Source organism: Acinetobacter sp. YH12152 (genome assembly GCF_013418285.1).
GTDB lineage: Bacteria > Pseudomonadota > Gammaproteobacteria > Pseudomonadales > Moraxellaceae > Acinetobacter > Acinetobacter amyesii.
The window spans coordinates 36,273-58,874 of record NZ_VPCH01000004.1; the positions used below are offsets into that span (position 1 = coordinate 36,273).

Below are 22,602 nucleotides of genomic sequence, written 5' to 3' on the forward strand. Positions count from 1 at the left end.
ATCCTAATAATTATTATACATAGGCGTATCGAGGAGCTTCCGGCAGCCATCGTTTTAAAAGCGCTTGAGCCTGTGCAGGATAGTCATTCAGGACTTGTTGAGCCACATAGTGAGCCTGATTGAGTAAATGGTCATCGCGCTCTAATTTTGCTACACGAAAGCCCATATCGCCTGTTTGTTTAGTGCCGAGGAGCTCACCGGGGCCGCGAATTTCCAAATCTTTTTCAGCAATAATAAAGCCGTCATTGGTCTCTCGCATGATGCGTAAACGCTCTTGCCCATTTTGCGATAAGGGATTTTTATACAGCAAGGCACAGAAACTGGCTTTTGCACCACGTCCTACACGACCACGTAGCTGATGCAATTGTGAAAGCCCTAAACGCTCTGCATTTTCAATCACCATGATTGAGGCATTCGGGACGTCAACACCGACTTCAATCACTGTGGTTGCAATCAGTAATTGCAATTCATTATTTTTAAATTGCTGCATCACTGCTTGTTTTTCATCGGCCTTCATTTTGCCGTGAACCAGACCAATATTGAGGTCTGGAAAGCGTTCTTTAATTTCATTAAAAGTCGCTTCAGCGGCCTGAGCATCTAAAGTTTCTGATTGTTCCACTAAGGTACAGACCCAATAGGCTTGTTTACCTTCAGCACAATTGCTGGCAATCCGCTGTAGCACTTCTTCACGACGGTCAAGTGGAATAGTGACTGTTTGAATCGGTGTACGACCGGGTGGCAGTTCATCAATGACGGAGGTGTCTAAATCGCCATAAGCCGACATGGCCAAGGTACGAGGAATAGGGGTTGCCGTCATCACCAGTTGATGCGGTGTCATGCCATTGAGACCTTTGTTCCGTAGCGCCAAACGCTGATCGACGCCAAAACGGTGTTGTTCATCAATAATCACTAAACCCAATTTGGCAAATTGTACATTGTCTTGAAATAAAGCATGTGTGCCGACCACTAAATTGGCTGAACCATCTTGAATACTTTGTTCTGCAGCAGCTCGAGCTTTACCTTTTTGCTTGCCGGAAAGCCAAGACACGGTTAGACCCATAGGCTCAAACCATTTTTTGAAATTTAGATAATGCTGTTCGGCCAAAATTTCTGTTGGCGCCATCATGGCCACTTGCCAACCTTCCTCGAGCGCATGACAGGCAGCCACGCCTGCGACTAGGGTTTTACCTGCACCTACATCACCTTGAACTAAACGTAGCATGGGCTTGTTTTGTTTTAAATCTTTGGCGATTTCTTTTGAAACCCGCTTTTGCGCGCCAGTCATTTCAAATGGCAGCGTACTTAAAAGTTGTTTGGTGAAGTTCTTACTTGCAGAGAATGACGGTGCTTCGATTTGTTGAATATAAGCACGGCGGCTGAGCAAACTGACCTGATGGGCAACCAATTCTTCGAAAATTAAACGTTGCTGTGCAGGATGAGAACCTTGGCTGAGTTGCAACATATTGGCATCGACAGGGGGGTGATGAATATAGTCCAGTGCTTGTTTTAGGGCATAGCCATTGGTGAATTTTTCCGGCAATAATTCAGGTAAGTCATCACTATATAACTGTAGTGCTTGTTTGACATATTCACGCAGTTTGGACTGCGTTAAGCCTTCGGTTGCGGGGTAAATCGCAGTGAGTTGGGTTTGTGGTAAAGGCGTGTGTTCAGTAATCACCTGTAGTTCAGGATGATACATTTCTAAGCCACGAGCACCAACACGGACTTCACCAAAAATCCGTAAACGATTGCCCGGTTTTACCCGATCAGTAATGCCTTTATAGATATGGTAAAAACGTAAAGTAACTTTGCCACAGTCGTCATCTAGTAGGGCGGCCATCGATTTACGCTTACCGGGTGGGAAGTCGATATTTTTGACCGTGCCTTCTAGTAAATAACTGCGGCCCACGGTTAATTGGTTCATGGGGATGATCGTGCTACGATCTTCATAGTCGCGTGGCAGATGAAACAAAAGATCATCTGTCGTGAAAATATTTAGTTTTTCAAGTAAAGCAGCGGCGGCATTGCCAACCCCTTGCAATTGATGGACGGCAGCCATGTCCCCTCAACTTCGGTTTATATGATCTAAATGGATCAGTTCTGAGAATAGGTCGTTTGATGCATATTCTATTTATCGGTTATGGTAAAACATCGCAACGTGTTGCTAAACAATTATTTCAGCAAGGTCACCAAATTACCACAGTGAGTCGTAGTGCGAAAGAGGATGATTTTGCAGAACATTTAATCCAAGATATTCACCAACTGGATTTGTCGCAGGTTCAACCGATTGATGCTGTCTATGTTCTTTTGGCTCCTGCACGTCATGCTCAATGCAATGCTGTGGATGTTTACCGACACACTTATGTCGATTCTGTACAGCCAATTGTTCAAGCATTAGCACATCATCCAATACAACGTTTAATCGTGGTGTCGTCCACTCGTGTCTATGGTGAGCATGCGGGGGAGCGCATTGATGATGACACTGTGCCACAACCGATCGATGAGCAGGGGATGTTGTTACGCGAAATGGAGCATCGCTACTCACAAGCATTTCCTACCGAATGCGTGATTGTACGTCCATCTGGGATTTATGGCACATCGACAACACGAATGCAGAAACTGGCAGAAACGACTCATCGCTATCCCAATATCCATTGGTCAAATCGAATACATATCGATGATTTGGCAAAATTTCTGTGTCATCTACTTCACGTGGAACATCATGAAAAATCATATATTTGTACTAATAATCAACCTCAACCCTTGCATGAGCGAATCTTGGAATTGCAAAGAGCTATGCATTTACCCGAATTGGTTTTAGAGAGCGAAGCAGAAACAGGGAAAAAGCTTTATGCAACGCGGATGATGGAGAGTGGTTTTAAGTTGGCGCACGATTGATTGTGATGTGTAGTGTAAAATTGGTGTGACGTATAAATTTCAGTGCAGCTTTGTGAGTATTAAAAAAAATTCTATAAATGAATAAGATAGGTATTTTACAACATGGGTTGTTCAAATTTTCGAATGGATCTCAAAGGCTAAAAATTAAATAATGACAAAATCATTTGCTGAACTTACTCAGAATCTACCCCATAGACCGATTTTGGAAAAAGCTTTGAGTTATTTTGAGAATTTACCAAAGATCGCGATTGATTGTGGTTGTGGTGCAGGAAATGAATCATCATTTCTACTCCGTCATCATTTTAAAGTATATGCATTTGATCCAACTGTTGAAGCTAAAAATATCTGTCTAAGTAAATTTAAAGACAATAAGAATTTTTTATTTTCTAATCAGGCCTTTGAAGACTATAGCTTTCCTAAAGCTAGTTTAATTATTGCTTTATTCAGTTTATTTTTTTGTTCTACGGATTCGCTTGAAAGTGTTTTAAAGAAAATGCAGGAATCCTTAGGTGAGCAAGGCATCTTACTCATACAACTGTTAGGAAAAGATGATGATTGGGTAAATAATTTTTCTGAAAAATTTATAGGTTTTGAACAGGAAGAACTTAAACAATTGTTTGATGCGGACTTTGATATTATTTATATCGATGAATTTAAAGGCAATAAACCACTAGCCAATGGAACTCCAAAATTTTGGAATATACATACTTTAATTTTAAAAAAGAAAATATTAAATACTTTTGTATAGTCCAAAAAATAGAGACAAGCTTTTTACAACTTGTCCCTGATTTTGCTCATCTTCTTCCGCTTTTATGGCGAAAAAATCAGAACGGTTTATTTCTTCTTACGTTTCAAGCGTTTTTTGGCTTGTTCAGCAGCCACTTTATCAAGTGCTTCTTTTAACTCTTCATCACTAAAGGTCGTAATGTGTTGCAACATTTGCAGTGTCACATCATCCAAAACGAGGTTGGCATATTGCGCAACATTTTGGAAATTTTCATCAAACACAATGGCGTTGTTTTCATTGGTACTGATATAACCTTGTTGGGTTAAGACTTTAATAAAGCTTTGGAACAATGCCTTATCAAAGAACTCTGGCGAGTTAAATTCATACAACACAGACAGACGTTGACCAACCAAGTGGCTGAGTTCTTCAACCTGACGGGTTGAGATGTTGCCTGAACCACGTTGTGTGATTAAAGCCAAAGTCATGTAGTAACGCTCTAGACTTTGCATCACAGGTGCAGCCAAGACCACTAACTGATTGTGCTGCTCTGAGTTAGGCGCAGGGGAGATCAGGTTGCCTTCTGCATCTTCAGAAATTAGCTTGGCTTTGATCAGTACTTCAGCATACGCACAGATTTGATCTTTAAGTTCTTCATCATTCCATTTAAGGAATAACTCAGCTTTTAAGAACGGATACAGTGTACGAATGACATTAATTAAATCACCACGGCGAATAGAACCATTATGTTCAACCAAAGCGGCAATGAGTGATGGCAAAATAAATGCGTGCAGGATGTTGTTACGGAAGTAGGTTAACAGCACCGCTTGATTATCAGCAATGGCAATAATATCGCCAAGGACATGATTAACACGTTTGATCAGCTTGAGTTTTAAACCATAAGCAATGATTTCTTTACCTGACAGCGGTGTTACTTGCATGCGCTCATCGTAAGGTAAGGCATTTAAAAGATCGCGATAGGTATCTAACTGCTTAATGCAAATCTCTTCATCTAAAGTGTGTTTAGATGTTGCCAATAAAATCAGTGAAAGCAATGAAACTGGGTTCACCACTGCTGCACGGTTAATATTTTCTAAAATCACGTGTGCAGAACTGTTAATGGCATCCGAAACTTCTGGCGGAATTGGGTCGTCATTTTTCTCGATTTTGATGTTGCTTGCATTATGCTGTTTCAACATATCATCAAGGAAAACCGGCTCACCAAAGTTCAAATGAACTTTACCGAAAATACGTTCGATCTTACGCAGTGTTTTCATAATCCCGATGATTGATTCGCCTTCTTTTGGCTTACCATTCATTTCACCAACGTAGGTCGCACCTTCCATTAAACGCTCATAACCAATATAGGTCGGTAAGAACACGATCGGTTTGGCTGGATTACGTAAATGACCATGGACAGTCATGGCGAGCATGCCGGTCTTCGGTGGTAATAAACGACCAGTACGTGAACGCCCACCTTCGATGAAGTATTCAAGCGGTGTATTACGCGCCAAAATACTGTAGAGGTATTCTTTAAATACGGTGGTGTAGAGACCATTGCCACGGAATGAACGACGAATAAAGAACGCGCCGCCGCCACGTAAAATTTGCCCGACAAATGGCATGTTCAAGTTATCACCCGCAGCAATGTACGGCACCATCAAACCACGCTTATAGATCACATATGACAATAATAAATAGTCGATATGGCTACGATGACATGGGGTGTAAATGATCTCGTAGTCTTTGGCCAGTTCACGAACGGTACTGAAGTTATGCACTTCGACGCCATCATAAAGCTGTGTCCATAGACGAGTCAGGGCTAAGTCAGCAAAACGAACCGTTGAGGCTGAATAGTCAGAAACGATTTCATTTAAATAACCAATCGCACGACGTTCAGCTTCAACCATACTGATTTTACTGCGAATGCTTTCACGACGAATCGCATCTTGCACATCCGTAGATTTGATCAGGCCGTGCATCACATTACGACGGTCAGATAAATCCGGCCCCAAAACTACTTCACGCTGTGCATCTAAATAATCATTCAGTGTGCTGACAATATAAGTCGCAGGTGACAAGTTTGGATGTGTAGTTTTGGCATATTCAACCAAACGACGCAAAGACTGTGGTTCATGGAATTCAAGGTACGATTGACGACCGTGCAAACCAATATTGACCAACTGCTTCACTTTGCTTGGTGTAGACCATGTATCGGTAAATAATAATTTAAACCAAGAATCTTCTTTATCGGGTTCACGACCCCACAGCACGGTTACAGGAACGAGCTCAACATCCGCATCAGGATTTTTTTCCAAAACCTCAATTAAACGCAATAAACGAGGTGGAAAGGCATGTGGCGGTGGATTGAGTAAGTTGTCTTCATCATGATGTTGTAAAAACATCACAGAGGCTTTTTCTGTTTGCGTACCCACAGTCATTGGGTCGAGTGCAGGGTGTAGCTTTAAACGACGGGTTTCACCATCGACAATTAAAGCATTACTCCGTGAATGATTTTGCAGAACGTAGCAGGTAATTTTCGTTGTCTGTACGCCGGTATCTGTATCGGTTTCAGTCACTACAGGTTCTACAGGGACTTCACCTAAAACATGCGGTGTTACCACAAGGTCAAGCAGTTTACTCGAAAGCTTTCGATACATCTGACCAAAGCCGCTCTTGGACATACAAACTCCTACTTTTCATGACCAAACCACAGAGATTCTGAGGGGAATCTATTCTGCATAATTGTACTTAAAAACTGTATGTCATTTTCTGACAAATTGCATAGATATTGTAAGATTTTATCGTTAAAAAACGTATTTTTAGCAGTTATATTGCATCAGCAAGGTGACAGATCAGTCAGCGAATCTTTAGGGTTTTAGTCTGGATTTATGGCAAAATGGAAAATATATTTAAACATCTGTTGATGTTGCCTGCGTTAGCTTAATCCCGAATGATAGATAGGTTTGTTATGAATGCCTTAACACAAGAGTTGGTTGATTTACTCAGCCTTGAAAAATTAGAAGAAAATATTTTTCGTGGGCAAAGCCGAAATTTGGTCGGGAAACGTGTCTTTGGCGGACAGGTTTTAGGTCAGGCGCTACGTGCGGCATCTTATACGACAGATCGACCTGCTCATTCTTTACATGCCTATTTCTTATTTGGCGGTGATATCAATGCACCAATCATTTATGAAGTGGATCGTATTCGCGATGGACGCAGTTTTGTGAGTCGTCAGGTTCGTGCGATTCAACATGGTAAAACCATTTTTATGTGTATGGTGTCATTTGCAGAGCAAGAAGACGGGTTGAACTACCAAGTTGCAGAGCCAGAATATCCAGCCGTCGAAGATTTAAAATCTGAAGCTGAGCTAAAACGAATGATGGTGGAGTTTGTCCCTGAAAACGTCCGTGCGTCTTTTATGCGCGACCGTCACGTAGAAATTCGCCCGATTGATCCACAAAACCCGTACCAACCGCAGCCTGCTGCGCCATCGTATGCACACTATATTCGTACCCATGACACGATTGCAGCCGATGTTGATGACATCTCTTTACATCAGGCCATTGCAGCATTCTATTCAGATTTTACATTGATGACGACTGCACTACGTCCACATGGTTTAAGTTATTTATCACCAAGTTTACAGTGTGCAAGTATTGACCATGCCATGTATTTCCATAAGCCATTCCGTGTGGATGAATGGATGCTTTATGACATGGATGCCACGGTCAGTGCTAGTTCACGTGGTCTAAATTTCGGTCGCATGTGGCAAAACGGTGAGTTGGTCTGTAGTACGACACAAGAAGGCTTGATCCGTTTACGCGAAATTGAAACCCAGTAAGCTTTGAGCACTATGTGTTAAGTCGTACATGGTGAATACTCAAAAAACCGAATCTTCTGATTCGGTTTTTTATGTCCGTCAATATTTGGTATGAAGCTACTCGCGGATTCGGGCTATCTAGTTAGGGGTACGGTACACGTTGAATGGAGCTGAATTCGGGCTTTGCAGAAATGCAGCAGTACATGTGACAAAAAATTCCTCGATTCCCAGTGGGGCGCATGGCATAGTGCCTGAATAAAGGATGATAAATGCAAGGCACAATGAGCTTAAATACGCAGATTTTAATTGCCGCAATATTGGGTGTGGCATTTGGCTTTTTATTAATTCAGTTTCCAGAGACGCAGTTTTTATCCGCCAGCCTGTATGGCCTGGGGATTGCCAGTAGTATTTTTATTGGCTTGCTGAAAATGATCTTGGTTCCGCTGATCTTTAGTTCGATTGTGGTGGGGGTATCGAATTTACAAGCGGGTGGTCAGCTGAGTCGTACGTGGAAAATTACCTTAGCTTGCTGTGTCACCACCACGGCTTTGGCACTGATCTTGGGTCTAGCATGTGCGCATATTTTTAAAGTTGGGCAGGGCGTGGACATCGTCATGTTCCAAGATGCAATACAACAACATCAGAGTCCTGACACCCTCACAGCAGGTTCATTCTTTACCAATTTTATTCAAAATACACTGATCAATCCGTTTAAAGCCTTTAGTGATGGCAACGTACTCGCAGTTGTGGTGTTTTCCCTATTTTTAGGTGTGGCCTTGGTCAAAGGCGGTGAAAAATTTCGAAGTGTGAGAAAGCTCAGTCAGCAATTTTTTGACATCATGATGATGATCATCGGTTGGGTGATGAAGCTTGCACCGATTGGTATTTTTGCATTATTGGCTAAATTGATTGCTACCGAAGATATTTCGGTGTTGAGTCGCCTCGCGGAGTTTGCTGCCGTAGTCACAGGGACCACGATTTTCCATGGGGCAGTGGTGTTACCTCTGTTGCTTTGGATTTTTGGGAAAATGAGTCCACTGGCATTTTTTAGAGGAACACGAGCTGCCTTAATCACTGCTTTTGCAACCAGTTCAAGTTCAGCAACGATGCCACTGTCGATGAAATGTGCGCAGGAAAATTTAGGCGTACGTCCTCAAACAGCAGGTTTTGTGATTCCATTGGGCACACAGTTAAATATGGATGGTACAGCGTTGTATGAAGCTGCTGCTGCGTTATTTATTGCTAACTTGATGGGCTTAGATTTAACCTTGGGTCAGCAGTTAATTGTCTGTGCAACCGCCATGATTGCGTCACTCGGCGCACCGGGCATTCCAAGTGCTGGAATGGTGACAATGATTATGGTTTTACAATCGGTTGGGCTTCCTGCAGAAGCCATTGCGATATTGCTGCCGATCGATCGTCTATTGGATACGGTACGGACTGTGGTGAACGTACAGGGTGATATGATGATTAGTGTGGTGGTGGATCGTCATACGCGAGATGTAGATGAACCAGCGTTGTCGAATTAAGCAGATAGACAGCTAAAATGTGGGTTGTAGACGATCTCCCACAGATGCCCATCTAAGTCTTGAAAATAGCCTGCATAACCACCGTAAAACGTGGGCTGTGCGGGCTTAATTGTTTTTGCACCTGCGCGTTGGGCTTGTTGCATGATTTGATCGACGGCTGCGGTACTGTTGACGTTATGTCCAAGAGACATTTGAGTTGGACAAAACGCTGATGTACTGATTCCGGTGTCATGACTCAGGCTATCTTGCGGCCAGAGTGCGAGCTTTAAACCGTGTTGTAAATCAAAAAATGCCACAGCACCATGTTCAAATTCAGTCCCAATAATCCCTGCGCTATTTAGACCTAAACCCTCCTGATAAAACGCGAATGCAGCGTGTAAATCTTTCACGGCCAGTGTAATGACGGAGATGTGAGCGTGCATGGAGATGCTCCTGAACGATGTATTTTTATTTTAGGATGAGACTGAGTATAAATACATTTTAAAGAGAATAGGGAACTTGGAATAAATGTACTTTAAACCTTGAACTTATGACCTTTTCCATCTTGAGTGTGTTGATTGCGCAATAAAAAACGGAGCGTAATGGATGTGAGCACAAAAAAAGCAGGGCGAACCCTGCTTAATACAGATTTTAAATGGTGTTTATGCAACTTTCAGTGCGGCACGTTTTGCAGCAGGAGAGTTGTCGAGGTATGCAATCGCATCTTCCGTTTTTGCTTCATGCACAGGATCGTACCAAGGCATTAAATACCCCAATTGCTGCGACACTAACCAAAGTATGTGGCAATAAGCGATTGTCTTTTTGCGCGATACGCGCCCATTCACGCCAAATCCACGGTTTATATACGGCAGGTTTAATCGATGCATAGCGCGAGTCTTGCTGCATGATATGTGCAGCACCATCGACCCATAGACCAAGTACGGCAGCAATCACGATCACACTTTGATAATAGCGAGAAATATAGCCCCCACCGAGATGACGATACAAATCAAAAGCCACGGTACGATGCTCTATTTCTTCTGCACCATGCCATTTTACTAGATCGAGCATATTCGGATCGGCACCGAGGCGTTCCCACTCTTTATTATATAAAGCATATTTGCCTAGTACACAGGTCATGTGCTCAACCGTTGCAATCACCCCTAAACGAAAGAGATCCCATTGATGATCTAAAGCTTTGGGAACGTTGAGCCCTAAAGGTTGGTCCGCAAGCAGTTTGCCAAAGAGGAAGTCCATGATTTCAAGGTTGCGTTGAATACTGATATTGCGCTGAGATAGATATTCTTTATTGGCAGAGTTATGCGCCTGAGCATGCATGGCTTCTTGGCGGATAAATGCTTTAACGTCCTTGGCTAGTTTTTCATCTCTAATTTGTGGCAATACTTTGTTATACAGACGGCAAAACCAAAACTCACCAGCCGGTAAGATCATATTAATTTCATTAATAAAATAGCTGACAAAAGGTTGGTTAGGCACCCAGTCAACTTGAGTATCTTGCCACTCAAATTTCACTTTGCGTGGCTTAATTTTATATTCGATTGACGATCCAAGTTTTGTGTTTCTCAAGCGGGAGAGTAATTTCATGACCTATCCTTGTTTTTATGTGATCGAGTACACATCTGATGTATTCAGTATCCAAAAAAAATCCTGCATTGTGATTAGCAATACAGGACATTTCATTATCTTCAGATGATACTTTTTGTCAGACAATCATCTTTATACTGACTTTAACATTACTCGATTAGTGGTCTGAATTTTTGTCTTCAGCTTGGGGTAAATCTTCAGATGTTGTATCGAAGTCATCGAATGCTTCCGCGTCTGCATTGATTTCAATATCATCTTCCGATGCTTCAGGAATGCTATTAAGATCAAACTCTGTGGATTGTTCTAAGGTGAAGTTGAGACGACCCGCCATGACACTCGCTAACTCTTCTAAACCTTGTTTATTCAATGATGAGAACAGTTGAATAGAGAAGTTCAGCTTCATTTTTTTCAATGCTGCTTTCACTTCTTGTAGTGATTTAGAGGCTGGGCCACGGTTTAATTTATCTGATTTGGTGAGCAGTACATGTACGAACAATTTACGTGAATGTGCCCATTCCAACATCATGACGTCAAAGTGTTGTAGTGGATGACGGATATCCATCAGCAGCACAAGGCCTTGTAAACTTTCACGGTGTATCAGGTAGTTTTCTAACTCTTTTTGCCACACGATTTTCATCGCTTCAGGTACAGCGGCATAGCCATAACCCGGTAAGTCGACCAAACGTTGATCAGGATTTCCTAGACTGAAAAAGTTGATCATTTGGGTACGACCCGGTTTTTTCGATGCACGAGCCAATTGTTTTTGGTTAGTGAGCGCATTAATGGCACTCGACTTACCCGCATTGGAGCGGCCAGCAAAGGCAATTTCATAGCCGGTATCTTCAACGCAGAGGTTGAGTTTAGGCGCACTCATTAAGAACTCAGCTTTGCGTAGCCAGTTGAGCGAGCGCACAGCATATTCAGTAATCGCAGAGTCTACTTTTTTCTCATAAGTAATCTTTTGCTTCGGCGCATTGGCCGCTTTACTGTTTCGTGATTTTCCTCTGTGCTGATGCATAACCCAACTTCAATAACTGATTTAACAACACGTATTATAAAGGAAGTCGGGCAGGCAAGCGAATTTTGTCGCAGGCAAAGTGAAATTAGAGATTGATCATTTGAATCGGAGATTGTGTTGTAAATTTAGATGCGCTGCTTGGTTGCAAGACATCGGCAAGTTTGTACTGATCGAGACTTTGATAAAACTGTTCTAAAGCTTGGTCTAAAATGCTTTTTAAACCACACTGACTGCGCAGTACGCAGGGTGGGTCATTGCATTCAACAATCTGGTGATTACCTTGCAAAATCCGTACGATTTGACCGAGCTGAGCCTCAAGTGCTTCAGGGTTAAGGCGGATGCCGCCACCTTTGCCGCGGCTGGTGATTAACCAGTTTTGCTTTGCCATAAAATGCACAATTTTCACCAAGTGATTACGCGAAACGTGCAGGTCTTCTGCAATTTCAGCAATGTTATAAGGCACATCACGAGGACGTGCGATATAGAGCAAAATGCGTAATGCATAATCGGTGAATTTATTGAGTTGCATGATAATACTGTGAGTCTGAGAGAAATAAATAAGGGCTAGTCTAGCATAACTAAACTAACCCTTTGTATTTCAGGTGAATAGCTTAGTTAGTGTTTTACACCACCAGTGCCGAAAGCTTCGCTGTGAATATTGCTAGCAGGAATACCACGAGCAATTAAAGCTTTCTGTTGTTCAGCCATAAATGGCATTGGACCGCAAAGGTAATAATCCGCATTGATCGGTAACAGTGCAGTATCCATGCTGCCTAAGTCTAGACGACCAGCAGCATCATAATCTTCACCTAATTTATCATTAGCATGAGGGAACTCATAGGCTGTAAAGGTGCTAAGACGTGGGTATTTTGCTTCCAAATCCTGAATGTGTTTATGCATTGCATGCACTTGTTTGCTACGGCAGGCATGGATAAAGGTTACAGGTTGTGGCATGTCTAAAGTCACCAACTGATTCAGCATCGCAATCATTGGTGTTAGACCTACACCACCACTGATAAAGACATTGCGTTTTTGTGAATCAATCAGGAAGAAATTACCTGTTGGTGCAGACACTTCGATTTCTGAACCGATCTCCAAGCCATGCAGTGTATTCGATACCCAACCTGGAACCAAGTCACCTTTCTGATCTTCACGTTTTACAGAGATACGTAAGTAGTTGTCTTGCGGGCTGGTCGACAGTGTATATTGACGTGGCTGTTTTAGACCCAGCTCATCGACCAATACACGTACAGAGATGTACTGACCTGCTTCATATTTTGGTAAATCACCACCATCAGAAGGCTCAAGGTAGAATGAGGTGATTTCATCACTTTCAGCCACTTTTTTCGCGATTTTGAAATTACGCCAACCTAACCAACTGCCTTTAGTTTGCTGATGTTGCTCATAAATCGCTTTTTCAGTGCTGATAAACAAGTCTGCCAATTGTCCATATGCTGCTGCCCAAGCGGCAATCAGTGGATCTTCCATTGAAATGCTTAATACTTCACTGATCGAGTGCAGCAAATTTTCGCCGACAATATTATAGTCTGGCGCTTGAATGTTAAGACTCACATGTTTATGCGCAATTAATTCTACAACTGGTAAAAGTACAGATGGGTCCTCAATATTTTCAGCATAAGCCAATACAGCACCCGCCAAGGCTTGTGCCTGAGCACCGCTGCGCTGATGTCCCATGTTAAAGGTTTCTTTGAGGTCAGGGTTATTGCCCAACATACGATTATAGAAGTAACCAGTCAGCGCGACACCATTTTCACGTAGAACAGGAACAGTAGCTTTTACTAGGTCAATTTGCTGCGGAGTCATAGCTGATCTCTCATGGCTGTTATTTATAAGATGTATTTAAAATACATTTTTAAATACATCCGCGCAATACATGTTTTAGTAAAAACCATAAAAAAATTATGGAATATAAAAAGATTCCATAAATTTGTACTTTTTAATTGGGCTTTTAGATTATTTCTTGCCGAAGAGAGAACCTAAGAGGCCACGGATAATTTTCTGACCTGTCGACCCACCCAAGCTGCGTGCTGCACTTTTTGCAAAAGTTCCTACAGTGTCTTGAATCAGTTTTTCACGTTGTTTGGCTGAGCGCTCAGCGTCTTTTTGTTGTTCGCGTGCAAGGCGTTCTTGTTCACGCGCTTGCTGTTTAGCGAGTGCATCCGCTTCCTTGGCTTTTTGTTTGGCCAAGGCTTCTTGCTCTTTGGCTTCTATTTTATCTTGTTCCGCTTGGACGGCTTGTTGTTGGCGCTCCGCCACTTTATTTTGTAAAAGTTCATAGGCACTTTCACGATCTGCTTCGGTGTCATACACACCTGCGACAACGCTATTTGCCATCAGAGCTTTGCGTTCTTCTACAGCAATTGGGCTAAATGAAGAGTAGGGTGGCATCACCCAAGCACGTTCAACAATTTGAGGTGTGCCTTGTTCATCTAGACAGCTGATCAGTGCTTCACCTACAGCCAGTTCCGTAATCACTTGATCGACTTTAAACGCAGGATTGGCTCGGAAAGTATCTGCTGCCGTCTTAACAGCTTTCTGATCTTTGGGGGTAAATGCACGTAGCGCATGTTGAACACGGTTACCCAGTTGTCCTAAAACACTCTCAGGTAGGTCAAGTGGATTTTGCGTTACAAAGTAAATGCCGACCCCTTTAGAGCGAATCAGACGAACCACTTGTTCAATCTTTTCTTGTAAAGCAGGGCTGGCATTATCAAACAATAAATGCGCTTCATCAAAGAAGAACACCAGTTTGGGTTTATCCATATCTCCAACTTCGGGCAATTGTTCAAACAGTTCTGACAGCATCCAAAGTAAAAAAGTCGCATAGAGCTTAGGGGTATTCATTAACTTGTCGGCGGCGAGCAGGTTGATGTTGCCGCGACCTTGTGCATCCGTTTGAATGAAATCCATGATATTGAGCGCAGGCTCACCAAAAAACTTGTCACCACCTTGATCGGCCAATGCGAGCAAATTACGTTGAATTGCACCTAAGCTTGCAGGTGATAAATTGCCATATTCATTTTTAAATTCTGCTGCATGTTCACTGACGTAGCTGATCATGGCTTTTAAGTCTTTAAAGTCGATGAGCAATAAGCCCTGATCATCGGCAATACGAAAGACCGCAGATAACACGCCTTCTTGCGTGTCGTTTAAATTCAGAATTCGGGCAAGGAGAAGTGGACCAATTTCAGAAATGGTGGTGCGAATGGGATGTCCTTGTTCACCAAACAAATCCCAAAACACCACAGGGGAGGCAGCAAAAGGAATGCTCCCGATATTTAAACTTTTAATTCGTTCGTCAAACTTAGGATTGCTTTCACCTGCTTTGGCAAGGCTAGAAACATCCCCTTTGGCATCGGCTAAAAATACAGGTACACCCAGCCGAGAAAAACTTTCTGCCAACACCTTCAACGTCACCGTCTTACCAGTACCTGTGGCCCCAGCAATCAAACCATGGCGGTTTGCAAATTGTGAATGAAGCACCACATCTTGTGTGGTGTCTTGTGTTTTTTTGCCAATAATAATTGGTGTACCCATAGATGTTCCTGTATTTATTCGAGTTGCTGTTTATTTAAATGTTGTAGTGCGTTTTCTATATCTTGTATTAAATCTGCAGGATGTTCTAGTCCTATACAAAAGCGAACCAGTAAGCCGGCTTGAATATGTGAATGTTCGAGTACACGCATATCTTTTAAGTTATATAGCATGACTAAACTGACTGGGCCACCCCAGCTAAAACCAAGCTTAAAGAGTTTCAGCGCATCGCAAAAGCGGCGTACATCTTGCAAGCTATATTTTTCATTAAATACCACGCTGACCAAGCCGGCACTGTGTTGTTCTGTACAAATTTCTTTCCAATACTGATGTCCTGCGGAAGCTTCATCAGCAGGATGTAAAACCTGTACAAAGGCTGGTTGCTGTTTTAGCCAATTTAATAAAGTTAAAGCACTTTGTGACTGGTGTTCATAGCGAAGGCGCATAGAAGCCAGACTGCGTTGTACTTGCGCGGCGTCATCACCAGAGATACTAATGCCTTGAATGGCGTGCGCACGAAACAGTTTGTGATGAAGCTTTTTATCTCGTGTAATTACCGAACCCATCAAAATATCCCCGCCGCCACTTGGGTATTTGGTCAAGGCATGTACACTGATATCGACACTCAGATGCTCAGCACTGAAATCAAAAGCATTAAAGGCAAGTCCTGCTCCCCAAGTATTGTCCAGTGCAGTGAGCATGTTCTGCGCTTGGGCTTTTTTGACCAAGCCGACTAAATCTGGAAACTCTAAAGTGACAGATCCAGCAGCTTCTAACCAAATAAGCTTGGCTTGCGCTGAAGGTGTGAATGAGTTGACATCAATCGGGTTATAAACCTTGACCACGATACTGTAGCGGGTTTCTAGGTTGCGTAGATGTTCCATATTTGGGCCATAGATATTATCTGCGACCCACACTTCATCCCCTTGACTTAAAAAACATGAATTGACCAAATTAATTGCAGATAAACCGCTTGGTGTGAGTAAGTGATACAAGCCACCTTCAATCTGAGCAATCTGATCGCCTAGGGTAAATGTCGTGGGGGTACCATGCGTGCCATAGCTATAGTCATAATCATCGGTCCAATGGCGATTAAATAGCGCATCTGTATTTTCGAAAATTATAGTGGATGCACGAAACAGGGGAGGTTGAACACTATTGATGTATTGCGGTGCCTTTCTTGGTGCATGAATGAGTTCGGTTTGAGGATTCTTTTTCACGTGGCGCTCTGAAATGATCAAAATAATAATGAATGTTCAAAAGAATACGACTAAAACGCATGGATTTACGATGCTTTTGTATAGAAAATTAAGTGAAAAGCAAAGTTGGCTTCATTCTTGCAAAACCGATATCAGAGCAACAACAATAGGTTTAGCGCATGAAGTCGCATTTAAAAGTACATTATTTTCAGCATATTGCTGGCGAAGGGTTCGGCAGTTGTTATGAATTTTTAAAACAGCATCAGGCCAAAATTACGGCCACAGAATTCTTTGCATTACCGGTCGATCAAGCCTTGGATCTCGAGGCTTTGCCGCATGTTGAAGATGTCGATTTACTTATCATTATGGGTGGGACCATGAGTGTAAATGATGAGGCAAATTTCCCATGGTTAAAAATAGAAAAACGGTGGCTGCGACGCTATTTAGCACTCGGTAAACCCGCAATTGGGCTTTGTTTAGGTGGGCAATTGATTGCCAATGCCTTGGGTGGTGCGGTGAGTCGAAATGCACAACAAGAATTGGGTTGGACGACCATCCGTAAGGTCGCTAACGTACCGCATGACTGTTTCAAACTACCTGAAGAGTTTAAAGTCATGCAGTGGCACAGTGAAACATTTGAAATTCCGAAAGGAGCGGTATTACTGGCAGAAAATGATGCATGTCGTAATCAAATGTATCAAATCGGGCAAAATGTTTTGGGCTTCCAATTTCATCCTGAAATTACCCCGGAAGTACTCGATTTATTTTTGGAAAATGATGAAGAAGTGGCATTTTTTTCAGGAACACATGTACAGCCAGTACATGATCTACGGAAAAGCGCAAAAAACAAATTTATTGAGGGAAATCAAATACTAAACCAAGCAATAGAGTATGTATTAAGAAAAAATGCCTATTGATTAAAAGTTAAGCAATTGATCTTGCATAAAAAATGAAAAATATAAGAAAAACAGCAAAAGACATTTGCTTATGCATTAAACAATAGCTATAATGGGCGACCCTTTGATGAAGGGGGTTAGCTACGAATAAAGTAGTTAACATCGTGACAGTCGCGGCATCGATCGTGACCTTAGTGATATTTCACTGCTCTTGACACTTGCCTCTTTTAAAGTGGGGTGAGATGCGTCAAGGGTGATTCTTTATATATTTGGCTTGGAGTTAACTGGTATGTCTAACCAGAGAATTCGTATCCGTCTTAAGTCTTTTGATCACCGTCTAATTGATCAATCAGCTCAAGAAATCGTAGAAACAGCAAAACGTACTGGCGCACAAGTTTGTGGTCCAATCCCGATGCCTACACGTATCGAACGTTTTAACGTTTTAACATCACCACACGTTAACAAAGATGCGCGTGACCAATACGAGATCCGCACTTACAAACGTTTGATCGACATCGTTCAACCTACAGATAAAACTGTTGATGCATTGATGAAGTTAGATCTTGCAGCTGGTGTTGATGTTCAGATCGCTTTGGGTTAAGGCTTTCGGTTAATTAACGCTCTAAGTTAATTAGGCCGCTTTTTTAGAGGTTTATGCACATGGCTATTGGTTTAGTCGGTCGCAAGTGCGGTATGACACGTATCTTTACAGATGCTGGTGTTTCTGTACCTGTAACAGTGATTGAGGTTGATCCTAACCGCATCACACAAATCAAAACGCTTGAAACTGATGGTTATCAAGCGATTCAAATCACTACTGGTGAACGTCGCGAATCTCGCGTAACTAACGCTCAGAAAGGTCACTTTGCGAAAGCTGGTGTAGCTGCTGGTCGTCTAGTTCAAGAATTCCGCGCTACAGAAGCTGATCTTGAAGGTCGTGAAGTTGGCGGAACTATCGGTGTGGATGTGTTCACAGTGGGTCAAATTGTTGACGTTACTGGTACATCTAAAGGTAAAGGTTTCCAGGGTGGTGTTAAGCGTTGGAACTTCCGTACTCAAGACGCTACACATGGTAACTCTGTATCTCACCGTGTTATCGGTTCTACAGGTCAAAACCAGACTCCTGGTCGCGTGTTCAAAGGCAAAAAAATGCCTGGTCACTTAGGTGCTGAACGTGTAACTACACAGGGTCTTGAAATCGTTGCTATCGACGCAGAACGTTCAGTTCTAGTTGTTAAAGGCGCGGTTCCTGGTGCTACTGGTGGCGACGTTACTGTTCGTCCTACTATCAAGGCCTGAGGGGAAATAACGTGAATTTAAATACTGTTTCCGGCTCTGCTGTTGAGTTATCTGAAGTTGCGTTTGGTCGTGATTTTAACGAAGCTCTTGTACACCAAGTTGTTACAGCTTACTTAGCTGGTGGTCGTCAAGGTTCTAAAGCGCAAAAATCACGTGCTGACGTTTCTGGCGGTGGTAAAAAACCTTTCCGTCAAAAAGGTACTGGCCGCGCTCGTGCTGGTTCTATTCGTAGCCCAATCTGGGTTGGCGGTGGTAAAACTTTTGCTGCTCGTCCACAAGACTGGTCTCAAAAAGTAAACCGTAAAATGTATCGCGGTGCTATGCAATGCATCCTGGCTGAGCTTGTTCGTCAAGATCGCCTTGTTTTAGTTGAAGAGATTGCTGTTGCAGCTCCAAAAACTAAAGAATTGCTTGCAAAACTTAACGACTTGAATGCACCTCGTGCATTAATCGTTACAGATGCTGTTGATGAGAACTTGTATCTTGCTGCTCGCAACATTCCACACGTTGATGTGGTTGATGCTGCTGCAATCGATCCTGTTAGCTTGATCGCGTTCGATAAAGTTGTTATGTCTGTTGCTGCTGCTAAGAAAATTGAGGTAGAACTCGGATGAACAACGAACGTATCTATCAAGTCCTACAAGGACCTGTATTCTCAGAAAAAGCACAAGTTTTAGGCGAAACTGCTGGTGTTCAAGTGTTCAAAGTTGCACTAGATGCAAACAAACTTGAGATCAAAAAAGCTGTTGAGCAACTATTTGGTGTTCAAGTTGTTAAAGTTAACACAACGATCACTAAAGGTAAGACTAAACGCTTTGGTAAAACATTAGGACGTCGTTCTGATGTTAAAAAAGCATACGTCACCCTGAAAGCTGGCCAAGATGTTGAAATGGCTGACTTGGGCGATACCGCTGAAAACGCAGCGGAATAAGGACGAAAATTATGCCGATTCAAAAATGTAAGCCAACGTCTCCAGGACGTCGCTTTGTAGAGAAAGTGGTTCATAACCACCTTCACAAAGGCGCGCCATATGCTCCGTTGGTTGAAGCTAAAAAACGTACTGGCGGTCGTAATAACAACGGTCACATTACAACTCGTCACGTTGGTGGTGGTCATAAACAGCACTACCGTATCGTAGACTTCAAACGTAACAAAGACAGCATCCCTGCTGTAGTTGAGCGTATTGAATACGATCCAAACCGTACAGCTCATATTGCTTTATTGAAATATGCTGACGGTGAACGTCGCTATATTATTGCACCTAAAGGCCTTCGCGCTGGTGATCAAGTTCAATCTGGTAACGATGCTCCAATCCGTCCAGGTAACTGCTTGCCACTTCGCAACATGCCTATCGGTTCTACTCTTCACAACATCGAGCTTAAAATCGGTAAAGGCGCACAATTAGTACGTTCTGCTGGTACATCTGCTCAATTGTTGGGTCGTGACGGTTCTTACGCTATCATTCGTCTTCGTTCAGGCGAAATGCGTAAAGTACACGTTGAATGCCGTGCTGTGTTAGGTGAAGTTTCTAACTCAGAAAGCAACCTTCGTTCACTTGGTAAAGCAGGTGCATCACGCTGGCGTGGCGTTCGTCCTACCGTACGTGGTATGGCGATGAACCCAGTAGACCATCCACATGGTGGTGGTGAAGGACGTAACAAAGGTATTCAACCTGTAAGTCCATGGGGTCAAAAAGCTAAAGGGTACAAAACACGTACCAACAAGCGTACGACTAAGATGATCATTCGCGACCGTCGCGTTAAGTAACAAGTAAAGGAATCTGACAATGCCTCGTTCTCTGAAAAAAGGCCCATTCGTCGATGCGCACTTGTTCGCTAAGGTTGAAGCGGCTATCGCGGCTAATAACCGTAAGCCGATCAAAACTTGGTCGCGTCGTTCGATGATCTTACCGGATTTTGTTGGTCTAACAATTTCTGTACACAATGGCCGTAACCATGTTCCAGTGATTGTATCTGAGCATATGGTTGGTCATAAATTAGGTGAATTCGCGCCAACTCGTACCTATCGTGGTCACGGTGTTGACAAGAAGTCTAAACGTTAATAGGTGCTATGATGGAAGTAACTGCTAAATTACGCGGTGCCGCTATCTCGGCACAAAAAGCACGTTTGGTTGCAGACCTAATTCGCGGCAAATCTGTTGCGCATGCTTTAAATATCTTAAACTTCAGCAACAAAAAAGCTGCAGTTTTAGTTAAAAAAGCATTGGAATCTGCGATTGCAAACGCTGAACACAATAACAGTTTAGATGTAGACGACCTTAAAGTTTCTACGATCTACGTTGATGAAGGCATGAGCCTGAAACGTATTTTGCCACGTGCTAAAGGCCGTGCAGATCGTATTACTAAGCGTACTTGTCACATTACCGTTAAGGTAGGGGTTTGATATGGGTCAGAAGGTTCATCCAATCGGTATCCGCCTAGGTGTTGTGAAACGTCATAACGCTAACTGGTATGCGAATCCGAAACAATATGCTGAATATTTGCTAAAAGATCTTCAAGTTCGTGAGTTTTTAACTAAAAAACTTAAGAATGCGATGGTAAGCAATATTCTTATCGAACGCCCTACAGGCGCAGCTAAAGTAACTATTAGCACTGCACGTCCTGGTATCGTGATCGGTAAAAAAGGCGAAGACATTGAGAAATTACAACGCGAATTAACAGCCATTATGGGTGTTCCTGCGCAAGTAAGTATCAACGAAATCGATCGCCCAGATTTAGACGCTCGTTTAGTTGCTGAAGCAATCGCTTCTCAATTAGAAAAACGTGTAATGTTCCGTCGTGCTATGAAGCGTGCGGTTCAAAACTCTATGCGTGCTGGTGCTAAAGGTATCAAAGTAGAAGTTTCAGGCCGTCTAGGTGGTGCTGAGATTGCTCGTACTGAATGGTATCGTGAAGGTCGTGTACCTCTTCATACTCTTCGTGCTGACATCGACTATGCTACTATGCGTGCTGAGACTACTTACGGTACGATCGGCGTTAAAGTATGGATCTTCCGTGGTGAGATCTTGGGTGGCATGAAACAAGTCATGAACCCAGCTCCAGCTGAAGAACGTCCAGCTAAACGTGGTCGTGGTCGTGGTGAAGGTCAAGAGCGTCGTGGTCGTCGCAATGATCGTTCTGCTGAAAAAGGAGAATAATCCATGTTACAACCTAAACGTACTAAATTCCGTAAAGTGCAAAAAGGCCGTAACACTGGTCTAGCACATCGCGGTAGCTCAGTATCTTTTGGTACTATTGCACTTAAATCAATTGAACGTGGTCAAATGACTGCACGTCAAATTGAAGCAGCGCGTCGTACAATCAGCCGTCGTATTAAACGTGGTGGTAAGATCTTTATCCGTGTTTTCCCAGACAAACCAATTACTGAAAAACCATTAGAAGTTCGTATGGGTAAAGGTAAAGGTTCTGTGGAATACTGGGTTTGCCAAATCAAACCAGGTAAAGTCTTGTACGAAATTGATGGTGTTAACGAAGAACTTGCTCGCGAAGCGTTTACGCTTGCTGCAGCAAAACTTCCGTTTAAAACCACTATCGTGACTCGGACGGTAATGTAATGAAAACTAATGATCTACGTGAAAAGTCGGTAGAAGAGTTGACAGCTTTGCTTGATGAGCAACAGCTTAACCAATTCCGTCTTCGTATGGCGAAAGCAACTGGTCAATTGGGTAAATCGCACGAAGTTGCGCTTACTCGTAAGACAATTGCTCGTATTAAGACCCTCCTTACCGAAAAACAGGGGAACGGACAATGAGTGAACAAACAGTTCGCACGTTAACCGGTAAAGTAGTTAGCGACAAGATGGACAAGTCTATCGTTGTTCTTATCGAACGCCGCGTTCAACACCCGTTGTATGGCAAATCAATCCGCCGTTCAACTAAATTACACGCTCATGATGAAAACAATGTTGCTAAAGTTGGCGACGTAGTAAGCATCAAAGAAAGCCGCCCAATTTCTAAAACTAAGTCTTGGACTTTAGTTGAAGTTGTTGAAGCTGCTGCTGAGTAATTAAACGTTCTTGCATCATCGGTCAATTTCGAGTACTCTTTGAGCCTTTCGA

At 42.8% G+C, this 22,602-nt stretch carries 24 protein-coding genes and 1 pseudogene; 16 read left to right on the plus strand and 9 right to left on the minus strand.

All coding sequences use genetic code 11. From position 1 onward, the window contains the following. Positions 1-13 precede the first annotated feature (13 nt). Positions 14-2,059: an ATP-dependent DNA helicase RecG gene (gene recG / locus FTU83_RS02380; RefSeq protein WP_180105604.1), complete on the minus strand. Its 2,046-nt coding sequence runs from the start codon at positions 2,057-2,059 to the stop codon at positions 14-16. A 59-nt stretch (positions 2,060-2,118) separates the two neighbouring features. Here recG and FTU83_RS02385 point away from each other — a divergent pair, with 59 nt between their 5' ends. Together FTU83_RS02385 and FTU83_RS02390 are read left to right on the plus strand one after the other, a co-directional pair. Beyond that, positions 2,119-2,898, plus strand: a complete 780-nt coding sequence (locus FTU83_RS02385) for an NAD-dependent epimerase/dehydratase family protein (RefSeq protein WP_180105603.1) — start codon at positions 2,119-2,121, stop codon at positions 2,896-2,898. Between the two features lie 151 nt (positions 2,899-3,049). Continuing rightward, a complete protein-coding gene (locus tag FTU83_RS02390) occupies positions 3,050-3,646 on the plus strand; it encodes a methyltransferase domain-containing protein (protein WP_180105602.1) in 597 nt (198 codons plus the stop codon). Positions 3,647-3,732: 86 nt separating this feature from the next. On the opposite strand, the gene plsB is transcribed toward FTU83_RS02390, so the two are convergent. Continuing rightward, a complete protein-coding gene (gene plsB, locus FTU83_RS02395) occupies positions 3,733-6,306 on the minus strand; it encodes a glycerol-3-phosphate 1-O-acyltransferase PlsB (protein ID WP_180105601.1) in 2,574 nt (857 codons plus the stop codon). 287 nt (positions 6,307-6,593) lie between these two features. Between plsB and FTU83_RS02400 the strand changes: the two genes are divergently transcribed. Both FTU83_RS02400 and FTU83_RS02405 read left to right on the plus strand, forming a co-directional pair. Continuing rightward, a complete protein-coding gene (locus FTU83_RS02400) occupies positions 6,594-7,466 on the plus strand; it encodes an acyl-CoA thioesterase II (protein WP_180010518.1) in 873 nt (290 codons plus the stop codon). A gap of 248 nt (positions 7,467-7,714) precedes the next feature. Continuing rightward, the gene (locus FTU83_RS02405) at positions 7,715-8,974 is read left to right on the plus strand and encodes a dicarboxylate/amino acid:cation symporter (RefSeq protein ID WP_180105600.1); all 1,260 of its coding nucleotides are present in this window, start codon (positions 7,715-7,717) and stop codon (positions 8,972-8,974) included. Here FTU83_RS02405 and FTU83_RS02410 read toward each other — a convergent pair. From FTU83_RS02410 to FTU83_RS02440, 7 genes and pseudogenes are all read right to left on the minus strand, one after another. Then, entirely contained in the window at positions 8,971-9,396 is a 426-nt protein-coding gene (locus tag FTU83_RS02410; protein WP_180105599.1) for a VOC family protein, read from the minus strand. The two genes, FTU83_RS02405 and FTU83_RS02410, sit on opposite strands and share 4 nt — an antisense overlap. Positions 9,397-9,615: 219 nt before the next feature. Continuing rightward, positions 9,616-10,558: pseudogene (locus tag FTU83_RS02415) on the minus strand (metal-dependent hydrolase). 157 nt (positions 10,559-10,715) lie between these two features. Next, on the minus strand, positions 10,716-11,576 hold the full coding sequence (yihA, locus tag FTU83_RS02420; RefSeq protein ID WP_180105598.1) for a ribosome biogenesis GTP-binding protein YihA/YsxC: 861 nt from the start codon (positions 11,574-11,576) through the stop codon (positions 10,716-10,718). Between the two features lie 85 nt (positions 11,577-11,661). Further along, positions 11,662-12,105: an Rrf2 family transcriptional regulator gene (locus FTU83_RS02425; RefSeq protein ID WP_078192461.1), complete on the minus strand. Its 444-nt coding sequence runs from the start codon at positions 12,103-12,105 to the stop codon at positions 11,662-11,664. A gap of 86 nt (positions 12,106-12,191) precedes the next feature. Beyond that, positions 12,192-13,400, minus strand: coding sequence for an NO-inducible flavohemoprotein (hmpA, locus tag FTU83_RS02430; RefSeq protein ID WP_078192460.1), 1,209 nt, complete (start codon positions 13,398-13,400; stop codon positions 12,192-12,194). Positions 13,401-13,550: 150 nt separating this feature from the next. Beyond that, positions 13,551-15,134: a helicase HerA-like domain-containing protein gene (locus FTU83_RS02435; protein ID WP_180105597.1), complete on the minus strand. Its 1,584-nt coding sequence runs from the start codon at positions 15,132-15,134 to the stop codon at positions 13,551-13,553. A 14-nt stretch (positions 15,135-15,148) separates the two neighbouring features. Further along, complete coding sequence (locus FTU83_RS02440; RefSeq protein ID WP_180105596.1) at positions 15,149-16,351, minus strand: PLP-dependent transferase; 1,203 nt, start codon at positions 16,349-16,351, stop codon at positions 15,149-15,151. Between the two features lie 158 nt (positions 16,352-16,509). Here FTU83_RS02440 and FTU83_RS02445 point away from each other — a divergent pair, with 158 nt between their 5' ends. The 12 genes from FTU83_RS02445 to rpsQ all read left to right on the plus strand — a co-directional run bounded on the left by FTU83_RS02445 (position 16,510) and on the right by rpsQ (position 22,550). Continuing rightward, positions 16,510-17,247: a type 1 glutamine amidotransferase gene (locus FTU83_RS02445; protein ID WP_078189281.1), complete on the plus strand. Its 738-nt coding sequence runs from the start codon at positions 16,510-16,512 to the stop codon at positions 17,245-17,247. Positions 17,248-17,515: 268 nt separating this feature from the next. Beyond that, complete coding sequence (gene rpsJ / locus FTU83_RS02450; RefSeq protein ID WP_000070912.1) at positions 17,516-17,827, plus strand: 30S ribosomal protein S10; 312 nt, start codon at positions 17,516-17,518, stop codon at positions 17,825-17,827. A gap of 59 nt (positions 17,828-17,886) precedes the next feature. Beyond that, on the plus strand, positions 17,887-18,525 hold the full coding sequence (rplC, locus tag FTU83_RS02455; RefSeq protein ID WP_078189280.1) for a 50S ribosomal protein L3: 639 nt from the start codon (positions 17,887-17,889) through the stop codon (positions 18,523-18,525). Between the two features lie 11 nt (positions 18,526-18,536). Beyond that, complete coding sequence (gene rplD / locus FTU83_RS02460; protein WP_078189279.1) at positions 18,537-19,139, plus strand: 50S ribosomal protein L4; 603 nt, start codon at positions 18,537-18,539, stop codon at positions 19,137-19,139. Continuing rightward, on the plus strand, positions 19,136-19,456 hold the full coding sequence (gene rplW / locus FTU83_RS02465) for a 50S ribosomal protein L23 (protein ID WP_005012992.1): 321 nt from the start codon (positions 19,136-19,138) through the stop codon (positions 19,454-19,456). Before rplD ends, rplW begins: the two co-directional genes overlap by 4 nt. Before the next feature lie 11 nt (positions 19,457-19,467). Then, a complete protein-coding gene (gene rplB / locus FTU83_RS02470; RefSeq protein WP_078189278.1) occupies positions 19,468-20,292 on the plus strand; it encodes a 50S ribosomal protein L2 in 825 nt (274 codons plus the stop codon). 19 nt (positions 20,293-20,311) lie between these two features. Continuing rightward, the gene (gene rpsS, locus FTU83_RS02475) at positions 20,312-20,587 is read left to right on the plus strand and encodes a 30S ribosomal protein S19 (protein ID WP_004281508.1); all 276 of its coding nucleotides are present in this window, start codon (positions 20,312-20,314) and stop codon (positions 20,585-20,587) included. A gap of 11 nt (positions 20,588-20,598) precedes the next feature. Further along, a complete protein-coding gene (gene rplV, locus FTU83_RS02480) occupies positions 20,599-20,928 on the plus strand; it encodes a 50S ribosomal protein L22 (protein ID WP_035265103.1) in 330 nt (109 codons plus the stop codon). A gap of 1 nt (position 20,929) precedes the next feature. Continuing rightward, positions 20,930-21,682 carry a 30S ribosomal protein S3 gene (rpsC, locus tag FTU83_RS02485; RefSeq protein WP_078189277.1) on the plus strand — a complete coding sequence of 251 codons (753 nt, stop codon included), beginning with the start codon at positions 20,930-20,932 and terminating at the stop codon, positions 21,680-21,682. A gap of 3 nt (positions 21,683-21,685) precedes the next feature. Then, the gene (gene rplP, locus FTU83_RS02490; RefSeq protein WP_078189276.1) at positions 21,686-22,099 is read left to right on the plus strand and encodes a 50S ribosomal protein L16; all 414 of its coding nucleotides are present in this window, start codon (positions 21,686-21,688) and stop codon (positions 22,097-22,099) included. Further along, positions 22,099-22,296, plus strand: coding sequence for a 50S ribosomal protein L29 (gene rpmC, locus FTU83_RS02495; protein WP_005012982.1), 198 nt, complete (start codon positions 22,099-22,101; stop codon positions 22,294-22,296). The genes rplP and rpmC overlap by 1 nt, the downstream gene beginning before the upstream one ends. Next, on the plus strand, positions 22,293-22,550 hold the full coding sequence (gene rpsQ / locus FTU83_RS02500) for a 30S ribosomal protein S17 (protein ID WP_078189275.1): 258 nt from the start codon (positions 22,293-22,295) through the stop codon (positions 22,548-22,550). The genes rpmC and rpsQ overlap by 4 nt, the downstream gene beginning before the upstream one ends. The last annotated feature ends 52 nt before the right edge of the window (positions 22,551-22,602 follow it).

Coding starts and splice junctions, on each gene's coding strand:
- recG (WP_180105604.1), bottom strand. CDS start 2,059: ATGGCTGCCGTCCATCAATTGCAAGGGGTTGGCAATGCCGCCGCTGCT.
- FTU83_RS02385 (WP_180105603.1), top strand. CDS start 2,119: ATGCATATTCTATTTATCGGTTATGGTAAAACATCGCAACGTGTTGCT.
- FTU83_RS02390 (WP_180105602.1), top strand. CDS start 3,050: ATGACAAAATCATTTGCTGAACTTACTCAGAATCTACCCCATAGACCG.
- plsB (WP_180105601.1), bottom strand. CDS start 6,306: ATGTCCAAGAGCGGCTTTGGTCAGATGTATCGAAAGCTTTCGAGTAAA.
- FTU83_RS02400 (WP_180010518.1), top strand. CDS start 6,594: ATGAATGCCTTAACACAAGAGTTGGTTGATTTACTCAGCCTTGAAAAA.
- FTU83_RS02405 (WP_180105600.1), top strand. CDS start 7,715: ATGCAAGGCACAATGAGCTTAAATACGCAGATTTTAATTGCCGCAATA.
- FTU83_RS02410 (WP_180105599.1), bottom strand. CDS start 9,396: ATGCACGCTCACATCTCCGTCATTACACTGGCCGTGAAAGATTTACAC.
- yihA (WP_180105598.1), bottom strand. CDS start 11,576: ATGCATCAGCACAGAGGAAAATCACGAAACAGTAAAGCGGCCAATGCG.
- FTU83_RS02425 (WP_078192461.1), bottom strand. CDS start 12,105: ATGCAACTCAATAAATTCACCGATTATGCATTACGCATTTTGCTCTAT.
- hmpA (WP_078192460.1), bottom strand. CDS start 13,400: ATGACTCCGCAGCAAATTGACCTAGTAAAAGCTACTGTTCCTGTTCTA.
- FTU83_RS02435 (WP_180105597.1), bottom strand. CDS start 15,134: ATGGGTACACCAATTATTATTGGCAAAAAAACACAAGACACCACACAA.
- FTU83_RS02445 (WP_078189281.1), top strand. CDS start 16,510: ATGAAGTCGCATTTAAAAGTACATTATTTTCAGCATATTGCTGGCGAA.
- rpsJ (WP_000070912.1), top strand. CDS start 17,516: ATGTCTAACCAGAGAATTCGTATCCGTCTTAAGTCTTTTGATCACCGT.
- rplC (WP_078189280.1), top strand. CDS start 17,887: ATGGCTATTGGTTTAGTCGGTCGCAAGTGCGGTATGACACGTATCTTT.
- rplW (WP_005012992.1), top strand. CDS start 19,136: ATGAACAACGAACGTATCTATCAAGTCCTACAAGGACCTGTATTCTCA.
- rplB (WP_078189278.1), top strand. CDS start 19,468: ATGCCGATTCAAAAATGTAAGCCAACGTCTCCAGGACGTCGCTTTGTA.
- rpsS (WP_004281508.1), top strand. CDS start 20,312: ATGCCTCGTTCTCTGAAAAAAGGCCCATTCGTCGATGCGCACTTGTTC.
- rplV (WP_035265103.1), top strand. CDS start 20,599: ATGGAAGTAACTGCTAAATTACGCGGTGCCGCTATCTCGGCACAAAAA.
- rpsC (WP_078189277.1), top strand. CDS start 20,930: ATGGGTCAGAAGGTTCATCCAATCGGTATCCGCCTAGGTGTTGTGAAA.
- rplP (WP_078189276.1), top strand. CDS start 21,686: ATGTTACAACCTAAACGTACTAAATTCCGTAAAGTGCAAAAAGGCCGT.
- rpmC (WP_005012982.1), top strand. CDS start 22,099: ATGAAAACTAATGATCTACGTGAAAAGTCGGTAGAAGAGTTGACAGCT.
- rpsQ (WP_078189275.1), top strand. CDS start 22,293: ATGAGTGAACAAACAGTTCGCACGTTAACCGGTAAAGTAGTTAGCGAC.